Raw genomic sequence first — 16,215 nt, 5'->3', positions numbered from 1 at the left:
ACCTGGCAGCGATTATAGATAGCTTTTTAATCGGGGAAAGAACTCTGGCGGACTTTTGTATCAATCCGGAAACCTGTCCACACAGGCGGATTCGCCCCAGAGAATCGGCAGGATTTCCTGCATCGCCAGCGGATCGCCGCTCGACCAGAAGCGGCAGTTTTCGGCCGACCCTTCCGCCAATAGACCGCGCGCATCCAGTAGCCGCTGCAACTGACGGGCAACCGCCGCACCGGTATCGATCAGGCTGACCGAGTCCGGCACCAGCTGACGCAGCAAAGGACGCAAGAACGGATAGTGGGTGCAGCCGAGGATCAAGGTATCGCTGCCCTCGGCCAGTAGCGGCTCGACATAGGCCGTCAGCAGGGTGCGCGTTTCCGGCCCCAGCAGGTCCCCTGCCTCGATGCGCTCCACCAGTCCGGGACAGGGCTGGGTGATGACCCGTACATCTCCGGCAAAGCGATCCAGCAGTGCCGCGAACTTCGCACTCTTCAGCGTGCCAGTAGTCGCCAGCACCCCGACCACGCCACTGCGCGTTGCGGCTGCAGCCGGCTTCACCGCCGGCTCCATGCCAACGATAGGCAGCTGTGGATAACGCTCACGCAGGTCGGCTACGGCGGCCACAGTGGCCGTGTTGCAGGCCAGCACCAACGCCTTGGCGCCCTGGTCGAGCAGGAACTCGGCGATTTGGTGACTGCGCTCGCGAATGAAGTCGGCGCTCTTCTCGCCGTAGGGCACGTGGCCGCTATCCGCCACATAGAGCAGCGATTCGCGAGGCAGCAACGTGCGAATTTCCCGCAGGACGGAAAGGCCGCCGACGCCTGAGTCGAAGACTCCGACCGCAGCTTCAGGCACGCCGTGCTCCGCAGACTTCGCAGGCCGGGTCGCGCTTTACCCGCAGTTCGCGGAAGCGACTTCCCAAGGCGTCCACCAACAAGAGGCGGCCGACCATGGGCTCGCCGAAACCGGCGATCAACTTGAGCGCTTCGAGTGCCTGCAAGCTGCCCACCAGTCCAACCAGCGGGCCAACCACGCCGGCCTCGCTGCAGGTCAGTTCGGCTTCGCTGCCATGGCCGTAGAGACAGTGGTAGCAAGGGCTGTCGTCACGGCGCGGGTCGAAGACCGAAAGCTGGCCTTCAAGACGAATGGCGGCGCCGGACACCAATGGTTTGCCGGCGGCGACGCATGCCGCGTTGACCGCTTCGCGGGTACCGAAGTTGTCGGTGCAGTCCAGGACCAGGTCGACCGCTGCAACGGCGGCGGCCAGGGAATCCTCGTCCAGCGCGCGGTCGTGCGGCACCAGACGTACCTCAGGGTTCAGCGCGGCAAGGCGGGTCATGGCCGAATCGACCTTGCTCTGCCCGACGCTGTTGCTGTCGTGGACGATCTGTCGTTGCAGGTTGGTGAGGTCGACACTGTCGAAGTCCGCCAGATGCAACTCGCCCACACCGGCGGCAGCCAGATAGAGAGAAACCGGCGAGCCCAAGCCGCCGAGGCCGATGATCAGGACGCGTCCCTGCTTCAGGCGCAGCTGACCGTCGATGTCGATCTGCGGCAGGAGAATCTGCCGACTGTAACGAAGGAGTTCCTGATCATTCAGCATGGCCATTGCCCCAGAGAGATGCGCTCATGGCCGCCCAGGTCGCGACGGCTTTCCACTTGCTGGAAGCCTTGCTGATCGAGCAGATCGCGCACGGCCGGCGCCTGGTCAAAACCATGCTCCAGCAATAGCCAGCCGCCCGGCAGCAGGTGATCGGGCGCGTCCTGGATGATCTTGCGGATGTCGTCGAGGCCATCGGCGCCGGCCACCAGGGCGCTGGAAGGCTCGAAGCGTACGTCGCCCTGGGCGAGGTGCGGATCCTGGGCCGGTATGTAGGGCGGATTGCTGACGATCAGTGCGAATCGTTGCTTCCCCAGGGCAGAGAACCAGTGGCTCTCGACGAACCGGGCATTGGCCAGGCGCAGCCGCGCGCGGTTGCGCTCGGCCAACTCCACGGCAGTGGAAATCCGATCGACGCCGGTGACCTTCCAGGCCAGACGCTCGCATGCCAACGCCAAGGCGATGGCGCCGGTGCCGGTGCCCAGGTCGAGTACCTCGGCCGGGCTCGCCGGCAGCAGTGCCAGGGCGGTTTCCACCAGCAATTCGGTGTCCGGGCGCGGAATCAGGGTATCCGGCGCCACTTCCAGGTCCAGGCTCCAGAAACCCTGGTGGCCAAGGATGTAGGCCACCGGTTCGCCGGTGCGGCGGCGCTCCAGGAAGCTGGCATAACGCTCGGCCACTTCGCTGGAAACCACTCGCTCCGGCCAGGTGTGCAGGAAGCTGCGGGGCTTGCCGAGGGCGGCGGCCAGCAGCAGTTCGGCGTCCAGGCGCGGGGTGGGCGAGTCCGGTAGGCGGGCTTCGCCGAGGAGACTGGCGATGATGGTCACGTCAGTCCCCCAGGGCTGCCAACTGGTCGGCCTGGTATTCGGCGAGCAGCGGCTCGATCACGGCCTCGACGCTGCCGGCCATCACGTCGTCCAGCGCATAAAGGGTGAGGTTGATGCGGTGGTCAGTCACCCGGCCCTGCGGATAGTTGTAGGTGCGGATGCGCTCGGAGCGGTCACCGGAACCCACCAGCAGGCGACGGGTATCGGACATTTCCTTGTGGGCGGCGGCTTCCTGCTGGTCGTTCAGCTTGGCCGCCAGCCACGCCATGGCCTTGGCGCGGTTCTTGTGCTGGGAACGTTCTTCCTGGCACTCGACGACGATGCCCGACGGGATGTGGGTGATACGCACCGCAGAATCGGTCTTGTTAACGTGCTGGCCACCTGCGCCGGAAGCGCGATAGGTATCGACACGCAAATCGGCGGCGTTGATTTCGATGGCGGCCTGCTCGTCAGGCTCAGGCAATACCGCCACGGTGCAGGCGGAGGTGTGGATACGGCCCTGGGACTCAGTCTCCGGCACCCGCTGTACACGGTGCGCGCCGGACTCGAACTTGAGCTTGGCGTAAACGTTGTCACCCTCGACGCGGGCAATCACTTCCTTGTATCCGCCGTGCTCCCCTTCGTTCTCGGAGAGGATCTCGACACGCCAACCCTGGCGCTCGGCATAACGGGAATACATGCGGAACAGGTCGCCGGAGAAGATCGCCGCCTCGTCGCCGCCCGTGCCAGCGCGGATTTCCAGGAAGACGTTGCGGCCGTCGTTGGGGTCCTTCGGCAGCAGCATGCGCTGCAGACGGTCCTCCAGCCCCACGAGCTGCTCACGGGCCTGGGCCACTTCTTCCTCGGCCATCTCCCGTAAGTCCGGGTCGCTGTCCTTGAGTAGCGCCTGAGCGCCCTCGAGGTCTCCCTGAACCTTACGGAATTCGCGGAAAGCGAGGATCACCGGCTCGACCTCGGCGAACTCCTTGGAGTAAGCGCGGAACTTGGCCTGGTCACTGATGACTTCGGCATCTCCGAGCAGGGCGGTAAGTTCCTCGTAGCGGTCCTGGAGGAGGTCAAGCTTGTTCAGCAGGGAAGCTTTCATTGCGAACGTTTATCCGGGCCCTCGTCGAGGGCGAAGAGTTCCTGGGCCACGACCAGCGCGTCGAAGCGGCCATCGGCGGAGAGTTTCTTCAGCTGCACGCTGGGTGCGTGCAGCAGCTTGTTGGTGAGGCCGCGGGCAAGTTGCGCCAGCACTTCCTCGGCCGATGTGCCGTTCTGCAGCATGCGCTGCGCCTTGGCCACTTCCTCATCCCGCAGACGCTCGGCCTGTTGGCGATAGGCACGCAGCACGTCGACCGCGGCCAGCTCGCGCAGGCGCTGCATGAACTCCTCGACGCCAGCGCCGACCAGTTCTTCGGCTGCCTGAGCCGCCCCCTGGCGACTCTTGAGGTTTTCCGCGACCACCTCGTGCAGGTCGTCCACGGTATAGAGGTAGACATCGTCCAGCTCGCCGACTTCGGGCTCGATGTCACGCGGGACGGCGATGTCCACCATGAAGATCGGCTTGTGCCGGCGCTGTTTCAGTGCGCGCTCCACCGCCCCCTTGCCGAGAATGGGCAACTGGCTGGCGGTCGAGCTGATGACGATGTCGCTGTTGACCAGCTCCTGGGGCATGTCGGCGAGCAACACCGCATGGGCACCGAACTCCTCGGCAAGGATGCTGGCGCGTTCCAGGGTCCGGTTGGCGACGACGATGCGCTTCACTCCCTGCTCGTGCAGATGGCGGGCTACCAGGGTGATGGTTTCGCCAGCACCGATCAGCAGCGCCTGGCTGCGGTGCAGGTCGGAGAAGATCTGCTTGGCCAGGCTGACGGCAGCGAAGGCCACGGAAACCGGGTTCTCGCCGATAGCGGTGTCGGTACGCACCGTCTTGGCGGTGCTGAAGGTCGCCTGGAAAAGACGACCGAGCAGCGGGCCGACGGTGCCTGCCTCACGCGCAACCGCGTAGGCAGACTTCATCTGGCCGAGGATCTGGGGTTCGCCGAGGACCATGGAGTCCAGCCCGGAGGCGACACGCATCATGTGGCGAACAGCGTCATCGTCCTGGTGCACATAGGCGCACGCGCGCAGCTCTTCAAGGCTGAGGTTGTGATAACCGGCCAGCCAGGCGAGTACTTCATCGGTGCTCGGGTGATCCTGCTCCAGGTAGAGCTCGCTGCGGTTGCAGGTAGAGAGGATGGCCGCCTCACGGCTGGGCGTGATGCGACACAGCTGCTGCAGGGCCTCCACGAGCTGCTCGGGGGTGAAAGCCACGCGTTCGCGGACATCCACCGAGGCGGTCTTGTGGTTGATACCAAGAGCAATGAAGGCCATGCAGGGTCGCTAACTGAATCGGGAGGGCGCGCAATTGTCCTACTTCACCCGAACGACGACAACCACCGCCGATAATTGTCTGCCCGTACAGGTTTTGCTCGTCCGCGGGTTGGCCCCCGCCCCATGTGCTAGCCTGACGGCTTGTGTCATGATGGGCCACTCGCTGGTTAGCCCCTTCCTTCCTATATGAATAGATCCCTCGCGTTGCTGACCGCCCTGCTGTTTCTCGGCGGCTGTCAGAGCTTGACCCACAAGTCCCCGGACGGCACTCCACCGGTCGAGGAAGGCAACCAGGCCTCCACGCCCGCAAAGCCAGAGGTCTATGGCTCGTTCAACCGCGAAACCCTCTACGCCCTGCTCGCGGCCGAACTGGCCGGGCAACGCAATCGCTTCGACATCGCCCTCGGCAACTACGTGCAACAGGCCAACGCCACTCAGGATCCAGCTGTGGCCGAGCGCGCCTTCCGCATCGCCGAGTACCTGGGCGCCGACCAGGCAGCCCTGGACACTGCGCTGATCTGGGCCAAGAACGCTCCCGACAATCTCGACGCCCAGCGCGCCGCCGCCGTTCAGCTGGCCCGTGCCGGCCGCCACGACGAAGCCATGGCCTATATGGAGAAAGTGCTGCAGGGCCAGGGCGACACCCATTTCGACTTCCTCGCGCTCTCTGCCGCAGAAACTGACGCAGACACCCGCGCCGGCCTGCTGCAAAGCTTCGACCGCCTGCTGGCCAAGCACCCCGACAATAGCCAGCTGGTGTTCGGCAAGGCTGTGCTGCTGCAACAGGACGGCCGCACCGAAGAAGCGCTCACTCTGCTCGAAGGCGTGCCCGCCAACGACAAGGAAATCGCCCCGATCCTGCTCCGTGCTCGCCTGCTGCAGAGCCTCAAGCGTGGCGATGAAGCCCTGCCGCTTCTGCAGAAAGCCATCAAGCAGCACCCGGACGACAAGCGTCTGCGCCTGACCTACGCCCGCATGCTGGTGGAGCAGGACCGCCTGGACGAGGCGAAGTCCGAGTTTGCCGGCCTCGTCCAGCAATTCCCCGACGACGACGACCTCCGCTACTCCCTGGCGCTGGTCTGCCTGGAAGGCGAAGCCTGGGACGAAGCCCAGGTGTACCTGGAAGAACTGGTGGAACGCGGTAGCCATGTCGACTCTGCCCACTTCAACCTTGGCCAGGTCTACGAAAAGCGCGGCGACAAAGAGAGCGCGCTGATCGAGTACGCACTGGTTGGCCCGGGCAACGACTACCTGCCGGCGCAGATGCGCCAGGTGGAAATCCTCCTGGAAAGCGGTCGCGCCGACGAAGCCGAAACCCGTCTGGCCAAGGCCCGCGATGCCCAACCGGATTACGCCATCCAGCTCTACCTGATCGAAACCGAGAGCCTGGCGGAGCGCCAGCAGCCGGAACGTGCCTGGAAGGTCATCCATCAGGGCTTGCAGCAGTTCCCGGACGACCTCAACCTGCTCTACACACGCGCCATGCTGGCGGAGAAGCGCAACGACCTCGCCCAACTGGAAAAGGACCTGCGCTTCATCATCGAACGCGAGCCGGAAAACGCCATGGCCCTGAACGCCCTAGGCTATACACTCGCCGACCGTACCACGCGCTACGACGAAGCCAGGAAACTGGTGGAACAGGCGCACAAGCTCAACCCGGACGACCCGGCAATCCTCGACAGCCTCGGGTGGGTGAATTACCGCATGGGCAATCTGTCGGAGGCCGAACGCCTTCTGCGCCTGGCACTGCAAGAGTTCCCCGACCACGAAGTAGCCGCTCACCTGGGCGAAGTCCTCTGGGCCCAGGGCAAGCAGGTCGAAGCCCGCAAGGTCTGGGCGGACGCCCTACAGAAGCAGCCCGACAGCGCCATCCTCCGTGACACCCTGCAACGCCTGACTGGCTCCGGAAACCTCTGATCCATGCGTGTACGAAATCTCCTGGCCGCCGGCGCACTTGTCCTGCTCGCCGGCTGCTCCGCCCTTGCCCCGCGCGAAACCCTCGAAGGCCAGGGTAACCAGGCCATCTGGAAAGCTCACAAAGAGCAGGTCAGCACCCTCGATGGCTGGCAGATAAGCGGCAAGGTAGGCATCCGAGCGCCCAAGGACTCCGGTAGTGGCACCCTGTTCTGGCTGCAGCGCCAGGACTACTACGACATCCGCCTTTCCGGCCCCCTGGGTCGCGGCGCGGCGCGACTCACTGGTCGCCCGGGCAACATCGAGCTGGAAGTAGCCAACCAGGGCCGCTACCAGGCCGAATCCCCCGAGGCGCTGCTGGAAGAGCAACTCGGCTGGCGTCTGCCGGTCTCCCATCTGCTCTGGTGGGTGCGCGGCCTGCCCGCACCTGACAGCCGCAGCCGCCTCACCCTCGACGGCGAAAGCCGCCTTTCCCGCCTGGAGCAAGATGGCTGGCAGGTGCAATACCTGAGCTACGTCGAGCAGAACGGCTACACCCTGCCCGAACGCATCAAGCTAAGCGGCGAAAACCTCGACGTCACCCTGGTGATCAAGGACTGGCAACCGCGCCAGCTCGGCCAGTGACATGCAGGATGCGCAACTCGTCCTGCCGGCACCGGCCAAGCTCAACCTGATGCTGCACATCCTCGGCCGACGGGCCGACGGATATCACGAGCTACAGACCCTCTTCCAGTTCCTCGACCACGGCGACGAACTGGGTTTCGCCCCGCGCGACGATGGTGAAATCCACCTGCGAACCGACGTGCCCGGCGTTCCCCACGACAGCAACCTGATCGTCCGCGCGGCGCGCAAGCTCCAAGCCAAATCAGGCAGCCGCCTCGGCGCGGACATGTGGCTGGAGAAGCGCCTGCCCATGGGAGGCGGGATCGGTGGCGGGAGTTCCGACGCCGCGACCACCCTGCTCGCGCTCGACCGACTGTGGAACCTCGGCTGGAGCGAAGACCGTCTGGCCGCTCTAGGGCTTACCTTGGGCGCCGATGTGCCGGTCTTCGTGCGCGGCCGCGCGGCCTTCGCGGAGGGTGTTGGCGAGCAGCTGACCCCCGTCGAACTCCCTGAGCCGTGGTTCCTTGTCGCCGTGCCGCAAGTCTTTGTCAGCACAGCAGAAGTTTTCTCCGATCCTGAGTTGACACGGAATTCGCCGCCCATTAAAGTTCGCAGCCTTCTTGAGGGGGGCGGTCGTAACGACTGCCAGCCGGTGGTCGAGAAGCGTTACCCGGATGTACGTAACGCTCTGATCTTGTTGAATAAATTCACTTCAGCTAGATTGACCGGCACTGGAGCTTGTGTGTTTGGGAGCTTCCCAAACAAAGGCGATGCTGATAAAGTTCGCCGCCAACTTCCGGCCACTCTGCCGAGCTTTGTCGCCCAGGGCCGCAACATCTCCATGTTGCACCGCAAGCTTCAAGGTCTGGCTTGAGAAGGAATGCAAGGCATTCGGTTGTACGATACAGGGGCGTCGCCAAGCGGTAAGGCAGCAGGTTTTGATCCTGCCATGCGTTGGTTCGAATCCAGCCGCCCCTGCCATTAACCCACTGGGTCATGCGTACAGCGAAACGAATATCCTGCATAGCGAGTTGCACACATAGGGGCGTCGCCAAGCGGTAAGGCAGCAGGTTTTGATCCTGCCATGCGTTGGTTCGAATCCAGCCGCCCCTGCCATACACTTGAAAAGCTGTTCAAAAGCCCACGGCCTTTGAACGGCTTTTTGATTCATCAGGTCTACCCTCAGCCGGCAGGTACTGCGCGTGTCCAAGATGATGGTCTTCACGGGGAACGCCAACCCCGATCTGGCGCGTCGCGTCGTACGTCAACTGCATATTCCCCTCGGTGATGCCTCCGTAGGCAAGTTCTCCGACGGTGAAATCAGTGCTGAAATCAATGAAAACGTTCGCGGCAAGGACGTTTTCCTGATCCAGCCGACTTGCGCACCGACCAACGATAACCTGATGGAACTGGTAGTGATGGCTGACGCCTTCCGCCGTTCCTCGGCTTCCCGCATCACCGCGGTCATCCCCTACTTCGGCTACGCCCGCCAGGATCGCCGCCCGCGTTCCGCCCGCGTGGCTATCAGCGCCAAGGTAGTGGCTGACATGCTGACCGTAGTCGGTATCGACCGTGTACTCACCGTCGACCTGCATGCCGACCAGATCCAGGGCTTCTTCGACATTCCGGTGGACAACATCTACGGTTCCCCGGTCCTGGTCGATGACATCGAAGACCAGCGCTTCGAGAACCTGATGATCGTTTCCCCGGACATCGGCGGCGTGGTTCGCGCACGTGCCGTGGCCAAGTCCCTCGGCGTTGACCTTGCGATCATCGACAAGCGTCGTCCGAAGGCCAACCAGTCCGAAGTCATGCACATCATCGGCGATGTCGAAGGCCGCACCTGCGTGCTGGTCGACGACATGGTCGACACCGCTGGCACCCTGGGCCACGCGGCCAAGGCCCTGAAGGACCATGGTGCTGCCAAGGTCTACGCCTACTGCACCCACCCGGTGCTGTCCGGCCGTGCCATCGAGAACATTGAAAACTCCGTGCTGGACGAGCTGGTGGTGACCAACACCATCCCCCTGTCCGCCGCGGCACAAGCCTGCTCGCGTATCCGTCAACTGGATATCGCGCCGGTTGTGGCTGAAGCGGTCCGCCGCATCAGCAATGAAGAATCGATCAGCGCGATGTTCCGCTAAGCGGCCATCCCTGACGAAACGCGCCCCGCTCAGGCGGGGCTTATAGACCAATCGCCCGGATGCTGGTCGCAAGCATTACGGGCGTTTTGGTTATTTTGGAGAACTGTAATGACTGATTTCGCCCTGAATGCCGATGCGCGTTCCGACCTGGGGAAAGGTGCGAGCCGCCGCCTGCGTCGTAATGCCAACCTGGTTCCCGCTGTAATCTACGGCGGCGAGAAAGCCCCGCAATCCGTAAGCCTGCTGGCCAAAGACCTGGCCAAGCTGCTGGAAAACGAAGCTGCCTTCAGCCACGTGATCGCCCTGAACGTTTCCGGTGCTACCGAAACCGTTCTGATCAAGGCTCTGCAACGTCACCCGGCCAAAGGCTTCGTACTGCACGCTGACTTCCAGCGCGTAGTTGCCGGCCAGAAACTGACCGCCCACGTACCCCTGCACTTCATCAACGAAGCTACCTCCGTTGGCGTGAAGCAAGGCGGCGGCGAAGTTTCCCACACCATCGCTGAAGTCGAAGTCTCCTGCCTGCCGAAAGACCTGCCGGAGTTCATCGAAGTTGACCTGGCCAAGGTCGAAGTAGGTCAGACCGTTCACCTGTCCGACCTGACCCTGCCGAAAGGCGTCGAGCTGGTGGCCCTGGCCCACGGCAACGACCTGGCAGTTGCCAACATCCATGCTTCCCGCGTGGTGAAGGAAGAAGGCGAAGCCGAGTAATTTCTTACTCTGCGTCAGCCTGATAAAGGGCCCCTGTAGTGACTGCCATTCAACTGATCGTCGGCCTGGGTAATCCAGGCCCCGAATACGACCAGACCCGGCATAACGCAGGGGCCCTTTTCGTTGAGCGCCTGGCCGATCGCGAACGCGTCAACCTGAGCCTCGACAAGAAATACTTCGGCCTGGTCGGAAAATTCTCCCACCAAGGTCGCGACGTTCGTCTGCTGATCCCCACCACCTACATGAACCGCAGCGGCCAGTCCGTGGCGGCGTTGGCAGGGTTCTTCCGCATTCCCCCCGAAGCCATCCTGGTGGCCCACGACGAACTCGACATGCCCCCAGGAGTCGCCAAACTCAAAACCGGCGGCGGCCACGGCGGCCACAACGGGTTGCGCGACATCATCGCCCAGCTCGGCAACCAGAATTCGTTCCATCGCCTGCGGCTTGGCATTGGCCATCCGGGGCACAGCAGCCTGGTATCCGGTTTCGTACTCAGCCGCGCCCCGCGCAGCGAACAGGAACTACTCGACACCAGCATCGATTTCGCCCTCGACGTGATGCCAGAACTGCTCGCCGGTGACCTCACCCGCGCCATGCAGAAGCTGCACAGTCGCAAGGCCTGAACCCACTCCGCGCAGAGGCACATACCATGGGATTCAATTGCGGCATCGTCGGTCTGCCCAACGTCGGCAAGTCCACCCTGTTCAACGCCTTGACCAAGTCCGGCATCGCAGCGGAGAACTTCCCCTTCTGCACCATCGAGCCGAACAGCGGCATCGTGCCGATGCCCGACATGCGCCTCAACGCACTGGCCGACATCGTCAAGCCCGAGCGCGTGATCCCCACCACCATGGAGTTCGTCGACATCGCCGGCCTGGTAGCGGGCGCCTCCAAAGGTGAAGGCCTGGGTAACAAGTTCCTCGCCAACATCCGTGAGACAGACGCCATCGCCCACGTGGTGCGCTGCTTCGAAGACGAGAACGTCATCCACGTCTCCAACAGTGTCGACCCCAAGCGCGACATCGAGATCATCGACCTCGAACTGATCTTTGCCGACCTCGATAGCTGCGAAAAGCAACTGCAGAAGGTTGCTCGCAACGCCAAGGGCGGTGACAAGGACGCCCTGGCGCAGAAAGCCCTGCTGGAAAAACTCATCCCCCACTTCAGCGAAGGCAAGCCGGCGCGCTCCCTGCTGAAGAACCTGGGCGACGAGGAAAAGCGCCTGGTTCGTGGCTTCCACCTGCTTACCAGCAAGCCGGTGATGTACATCGCCAACGTTGCCGAAGACGGCTTCGACAACAACCCTCACCTGGACGTGGTTCGAGCCATCGCCGAGGAAGAAGGCGCCATCGTGGTTCCGGTGTGCAACAAGATCGAAGCCGAAATCGCCGAACTCGATGACGGCGAGGAAAAGGATATGTTCCTCGAGGCTCTCGGCCTCGAAGAGCCTGGCCTGAACCGTGTAATCCGCGCCGGCTACGACCTGCTCAACCTGCAGACCTACTTCACCGCCGGCGTGAAGGAAGTCCGCGCCTGGACCGTTCGCATTGGCGCCACCGCCCCGCAGGCTGCCGCAGTTATCCACACCGACTTCGAAAAAGGCTTCATCCGCGCCGAAGTAGTCGCCTACGACGACTTCATCCAATACAAGGGTGAAAACGGTGCCAAGGAGGCCGGAAAATGGCGCCTGGAAGGCAAGGAATACATCGTCAAGGACGGCGACGTGATGCACTTCCGCTTCAACGTCTAAACTGAAATTTGGATTCTATCGGATCCTGCCGGACACTAAACCCCTTGAAGAATGCCACTTCAAGGGGTTTTTCTTTTCCAGCAAGATCCATCAAGCCACTATGCGATCCACGCCTCAACCGGGTACGCTGCCGGGTACAGCACAAACATACCCGCCACAAAAACCGGGTACAGCCAGAGAGGAGCAGCTATGCCGCTTACCGACACTGCGTGCCGTACCGCAAAGCCCAAGGAAAAGCCCTACAAACTCACGGACGGAAATGGCCTCTACCTGGAGGTGAAGCCCAACGGGATTAAGGCATGGCGCTACCGGTTCGAGCTGAGCGACGGCAATGCCAGGAAGGAAAGCGTGTTCGCCATTGGGGACTATGTAATCGCCCCCAAAGGAGAAACGAGCGAGCAGGCTGAGGAGCGCCGCAGAGGACGCCGCTTCACCCTTTCAGAAGCCCGTGATGAGCGTGTGAAGGCACGCTCACTGGTCGTACAAGGCATCAACCCCGCGCACCACCGCCAACAAGAACGAGTTAAACGCGACCATGAGAGAGCTATTACTTTCGAGACGGTCGCCAAAGAGTGGCTGTCGCTGAAGGACTGGGAAGAGATCACCAAGTCCAAACGACTCAAGATGCTGGAGCGGGTCGTCTTTCCGAAAATCGGCGACCTGCCGATCAAATCCATCACCCCCGCTCACATCCTTGAAGTGCTCAAAGGAGCGGCACAGGACAATGGCCCATCTGTTGCCGCCGAAGCTAAGCGAACCATGTCCGGCGTCTTCGAGCTGGCAATCTCAACCCTGCGAGCCAGCAGCGATCCTGTACACCCCGTTCGCAAAGCCCTGCCAGCCAACAAAACGCAGCACAAGCGGCCACTCTCCATGGTTGAAGTTGGCCAACTGCTACGAGATGTCGAATCCCACGGTGGCCGCCACGAGACCCTCTGCGCCTTTCGCCTTATGTGGCTGACTCTGTGCCGCCCAAATGAAGCAGTAGAGGCTCGGTGGTCAGAGCTTGACTTAAACAAAGCCATCTGGTGCATCCCGGCCGCAAGGATGAAAAAGCGTAAGGAGCACACTGTCCCGCTTCCCAGGCAGGCAGTCGAAATGTTGCAAGCTCTTCATGCCATCACCGGCAAGTACACCCATGTGTTTCCACATCGAGATGTACGCACCCGACCGATGGTTTCGGCATCGTTTCGCCAGATGCTCAACGTCCTGGGCTGGGGCGGCAAGTACAGCCCGCATGCCACTCGCACGTCAGGCAGCACTAGGCTCAATGAAATGGGCTTCTCAGCAGACTGGATCGAACGACAGCTCGCACATACCGAACAGAACGCTGTCCGCCGCACCTATAACCATGCGGAGTACCTGAGCGATCGGGCCGGAATGATGCAGCAATGGGCTGACATGCTGGATGCTTGGAAGGCCCCCAAAGACGGATCATCGAGCACAGACCTCCGCTGATGACTTGTTGGAACGAGCACATCCAGGACACAGCTACGGGCAATCTGTGGGTGTCAGCTATCAAGGAGAATCGGGACAGAAAAGTCGTTTCGATACGCTGATCAACAAGCACTGCCCTAAAGTAGCCGGTCGCAACAGGCTACAAACGGCCAGAAGCGGTCGATCGATAGGGAGTGCTTTTGTCCCAGCGCAGCCAGTCGCGATATTTTTTACTATTGAGATTTCTTAATATTTTTTATCATGAGATTCGACGATCTCTAGGAGTCTGGAGGTTGTTCAGTGCATGCTCGCTTAAGACATATCTGAATCACCAATTCACGGAGTAAGAAGTAGCCGTAACCGTCGCCTAAGAGCCACTTTTTTCCTACTGCCCCCTAGCTCAGTGCTCGGAAGGGGTAAGAGGATATTGAGCATAGAGAGATAGGAATGGACTGGCAGGAACGCATTACTTTTGACCACATGCACTCTTTCGCATGGGCTTGCATCAAGCTCTATGAAACTCTCGTGGATCTAGAGTCACGCGGATTCGGTACTCTTGTTATTCCTAGCAGAGGTACCTTTCCCTTTACTAAGAATCTTTTTGAAATTCATCAGAAATGGGCGCTCAAGCACACGGAAAAAAGCAAAATTCTTCACGGGCTTTCGACGCCATTTAAAAATAGTGAGATAACTCTTCCATTTACAGCAGACTCAAAACTAATTGACTCTATCCCTAGCGACCCCATTAGCAAACAAATTCGCAATTTCTGGGTTAAAGTACTGAAGGCCTGGCTGCAAGGAGATCTGACGGCGCCGGAATTACTCTATTACCAATACATCCAAGAGGACATTTTTGGAGTTGGAGTGAGTAGAAACGCCAGTATCAAAAAACCATCAACTCGATTTGTGTTCGTCGACACTGTGGTTTCGGGGCGAGCTGTCACCGAAATTGACCAGAGCATGCGTGAGCATGGACTTACCGATAGTCATTACATTTTAATCGTGGATGAAGGTGGGAGCTCGATATCTCCGCGTTACAAGCGCATAATTGATAGTTGGGTAAACGAGGGGCGTGCAACTATCATCCCTGTTGAAAATCTCTTCACTGAAGATCGTGGCCCGGGCTTAACTGGATCCTGGTGCCTAGTTGCACCACAGTTGATGGAGGCTGGAACAGAGTTACTGCCAGGTTTCGCAGGCGCACAAGTGGTAGGTGCAGCAGCGGGTTTTATTCGAGTACAGCGCAGCGCTGCGCTTGACAATCAATCGATGACGTTAACAAATGCCTCGCTTCACACTCTTATGCATTCCCTTATTGATCGAGAGTTGTTTGATACTGAGAGCTTCAGCACTGCCCGGTATTTTTACCAAAAGCTGATAAGTGACCTAGATGCCTACAAGCATCATGGCTTCGGGCCATTAGACCCGGAAGAAACATCACGAATTGCGAAAAATTCAATATTGGCAAATGAGTCTATTGCAGTAATGGGTTCGCCAATAAAGGCGGACGTGGAGGACATAGACGTAAGTAGCTCTCACGTAATTCGTATCTACTTTACGGACTCTGAAGTCAGTAGGCTGATCGACGGATTCAGAAGATTTGCATCCCACAAGAAGCAGGCCTATTGGTATGTCCACCATCAAACTGAATCGCCCCGGCTTTCCTAGACACTCTCCAAGCTCTGGAAATAGCGCTTTTCAAACTCCACTGGCGATAGCTGCATAGCGCTGCTGTGCCGGCGTTTGGCGTTATAAAACATCTCGATGTAATCGAACACATCACTGCGGGCTTCTTCGCGGGTGCCGTAGGTTTTCCGTCGGATGCGTTCCCGCTTCAGCAACTGGAAAAAGCTTTCTGCTACCGCGTTGTCGTGGCAGTTGCCGCGTCGACTCATGCTGCTGATCAGGTTGTTGGCCTTGAGGAAACTCTGCCAGTCCGAGCTGCTGAACTGGCTACCCTGGTCGGAGTGGATCATCACCTCCTGCCTGGGTTTCCGCCGCCAGACCGCCATCAGCAAGGCATCGATGGCTAGGTCGCTGCACATCCGTGGCTTCATCGACCAGCCAACCACCTGGCGTGAAAACAGATCCAGCACCACCGCCAAGTACAACCAACCCTCATAGGTGCGGATGTAGGTGATGTCAGTGACCCAGACCTTGTTCGGTTCGCTGACGTTGAACTGCCGCTCCAGGCGGTTGGGCGAGGCCACCGTCGGCTTGCCCCCGTAATAACCGGGGCGCCGACGATAGCCGGTCTGCGAGCGCAGCCCTTCTCCCCGCATCAGGCGAGCCACGCGGTGCCGGCCACAGCACTCCCCCAGCTCACGCAGGTCGTCGTGGATCTTGCGATAGCCGTAGACCCCGCCGCTTTCCAGCCAGGCATGTTTGATCAACCCGAGCAGACGCTGGTCTTCCTTCGCGCGTACGGATTTCGGCTCGGACAACCAGGCGTAGTAACCGCTGGGATGTACTTTGAGGGTCTGGCAGAGACGACGTACCGGGTACTCCACCGATAACTTGTTGATGACGGCGTACTTCAGCCGGACTCCTTGGCAAAGTACGCGGCGGCCTTTTTTAAGATGTCTCGCTCTTCGGTTACCCGCTTGAGTTCCGCACGCAGACGACGCAGTTCGGCCTGTTGATCATCTTCTTGCTGCCGCTGTTCCCGGGGCTTGCTGTAGCGCTTGATCCAGGCATACAGGCTGTGCACCGACATGCCCAACCGCGCTGCCACCTCGGCCACGGGAAGGCCGCGCTCGGTCACTTGCTTGACCGCTTCGATTTTGAATTCTTCGGGGTAACGCTGGTTGCTCATGGCACCTCCTAATGGGCCTCATTATGAGGCTTGGAGGTGTCTACGAAACTAGGGGCGATTCA

General features: G+C 60.7%; 15 protein-coding genes and 2 tRNA genes. 11 read left to right on the top strand and 6 right to left on the bottom strand.

The annotated features are described in order from the left end of the window. Positions 1-60: 60 nt before the first annotated feature. Genes murI through hemA form a run of 5 tightly spaced genes read right to left on the bottom strand, consistent with a single transcriptional unit; the run spans position 61 to position 4,779 of the window. Positions 61-852 carry a glutamate racemase gene (gene murI / locus E8E75_RS05490; RefSeq protein WP_280358263.1) on the bottom strand — a complete coding sequence of 264 codons (792 nt, stop codon included), beginning with the start codon at positions 850-852 and terminating at the stop codon, positions 61-63. Next, complete coding sequence (locus E8E75_RS05485) at positions 845-1,600, bottom strand: molybdopterin-synthase adenylyltransferase MoeB (protein ID WP_120655353.1); 756 nt, start codon at positions 1,598-1,600, stop codon at positions 845-847. Before E8E75_RS05485 ends, murI begins: the two co-directional genes overlap by 8 nt. Next, the gene (gene prmC / locus E8E75_RS05480) at positions 1,594-2,424 is read right to left on the bottom strand and encodes a peptide chain release factor N(5)-glutamine methyltransferase (RefSeq protein ID WP_280358261.1); all 831 of its coding nucleotides are present in this window, start codon (positions 2,422-2,424) and stop codon (positions 1,594-1,596) included. Before prmC ends, E8E75_RS05485 begins: the two co-directional genes overlap by 7 nt. Position 2,425: 1 nt before the next feature. Continuing rightward, positions 2,426-3,508, bottom strand: a complete 1,083-nt coding sequence (gene prfA / locus E8E75_RS05475; RefSeq protein ID WP_120654609.1) for a peptide chain release factor 1 — start codon at positions 3,506-3,508, stop codon at positions 2,426-2,428. Beyond that, entirely contained in the window at positions 3,505-4,779 is a 1,275-nt protein-coding gene (gene hemA, locus E8E75_RS05470; RefSeq protein ID WP_120654608.1) for a glutamyl-tRNA reductase, read from the bottom strand. The genes prfA and hemA overlap by 4 nt, the downstream gene beginning before the upstream one ends. Before the next feature lie 186 nt (positions 4,780-4,965). Between hemA and E8E75_RS05465 the strand changes: the two genes are divergently transcribed. From E8E75_RS05465 to E8E75_RS05415, 11 genes are all read left to right on the top strand, one after another. Then, on the top strand, positions 4,966-6,696 hold the full coding sequence (locus E8E75_RS05465) for a tetratricopeptide repeat protein (protein ID WP_153918498.1): 1,731 nt from the start codon (positions 4,966-4,968) through the stop codon (positions 6,694-6,696). Positions 6,697-6,699: 3 nt separating this feature from the next. Then, a complete protein-coding gene (lolB, locus tag E8E75_RS05460; RefSeq protein ID WP_120654606.1) occupies positions 6,700-7,317 on the top strand; it encodes a lipoprotein insertase outer membrane protein LolB in 618 nt (205 codons plus the stop codon). A 1-nt stretch (position 7,318) separates the two neighbouring features. After that, positions 7,319-8,170: a 4-(cytidine 5'-diphospho)-2-C-methyl-D-erythritol kinase gene (gene ispE / locus E8E75_RS05455; RefSeq protein ID WP_153918495.1), complete on the top strand. Its 852-nt coding sequence runs from the start codon at positions 7,319-7,321 to the stop codon at positions 8,168-8,170. Between the two features lie 32 nt (positions 8,171-8,202). Continuing rightward, a tRNA-Gln gene (locus E8E75_RS05450) sits at positions 8,203-8,277 on the top strand. Between the two features lie 60 nt (positions 8,278-8,337). Further along, positions 8,338-8,412 (top strand) — tRNA-Gln (locus E8E75_RS05445). Between the two features lie 86 nt (positions 8,413-8,498). After that, complete coding sequence (locus E8E75_RS05440) at positions 8,499-9,440, top strand: ribose-phosphate pyrophosphokinase (protein WP_028629917.1); 942 nt, start codon at positions 8,499-8,501, stop codon at positions 9,438-9,440. Between the two features lie 108 nt (positions 9,441-9,548). Continuing rightward, on the top strand, positions 9,549-10,151 hold the full coding sequence (locus tag E8E75_RS05435) for a 50S ribosomal protein L25/general stress protein Ctc (RefSeq protein WP_120654604.1): 603 nt from the start codon (positions 9,549-9,551) through the stop codon (positions 10,149-10,151). A gap of 38 nt (positions 10,152-10,189) precedes the next feature. Beyond that, on the top strand, positions 10,190-10,774 hold the full coding sequence (gene pth, locus E8E75_RS05430) for an aminoacyl-tRNA hydrolase (protein ID WP_077524268.1): 585 nt from the start codon (positions 10,190-10,192) through the stop codon (positions 10,772-10,774). Between the two features lie 26 nt (positions 10,775-10,800). Further along, positions 10,801-11,901 (top strand): redox-regulated ATPase YchF, encoded by a 1,101-nt coding sequence (gene ychF, locus E8E75_RS05425; protein WP_120654603.1) that lies wholly within the window; start codon positions 10,801-10,803, stop codon positions 11,899-11,901. A 189-nt stretch (positions 11,902-12,090) separates the two neighbouring features. Then, positions 12,091-13,359 (top strand): tyrosine-type recombinase/integrase, encoded by a 1,269-nt coding sequence (locus E8E75_RS05420; RefSeq protein WP_280358258.1) that lies wholly within the window; start codon positions 12,091-12,093, stop codon positions 13,357-13,359. A 426-nt stretch (positions 13,360-13,785) separates the two neighbouring features. Further along, complete coding sequence (locus E8E75_RS05415; RefSeq protein ID WP_280358257.1) at positions 13,786-15,006, top strand: hypothetical protein; 1,221 nt, start codon at positions 13,786-13,788, stop codon at positions 15,004-15,006. Here the strand turns inward: E8E75_RS05415 and E8E75_RS05410 are convergent. Next, positions 15,003-16,153, bottom strand: a protein-coding gene (locus E8E75_RS05410; RefSeq protein ID WP_280358127.1) for an IS3 family transposase whose coding sequence is annotated in 2 segments (ribosomal slippage) — positions 15,003-15,919 and positions 15,919-16,153 — 1,152 coding nt in all. Because the reading frame shifts where the segments join, the coding sequence is not laid out codon by codon here. The genes E8E75_RS05415 and E8E75_RS05410 overlap by 4 nt on opposite strands. Between the last annotated feature and the right edge of the window lie 62 nt (positions 16,154-16,215).

Source organism: Pseudomonas sp. BN606 (assembly GCF_029873115.1).
In the GTDB taxonomy this organism is placed as follows: domain Bacteria; phylum Pseudomonadota; class Gammaproteobacteria; order Pseudomonadales; family Pseudomonadaceae; genus Metapseudomonas.
The sequence above is the reverse complement of the archived record's forward strand: the minus strand, read 5'-3'. Positions and strand labels throughout refer to the sequence as shown.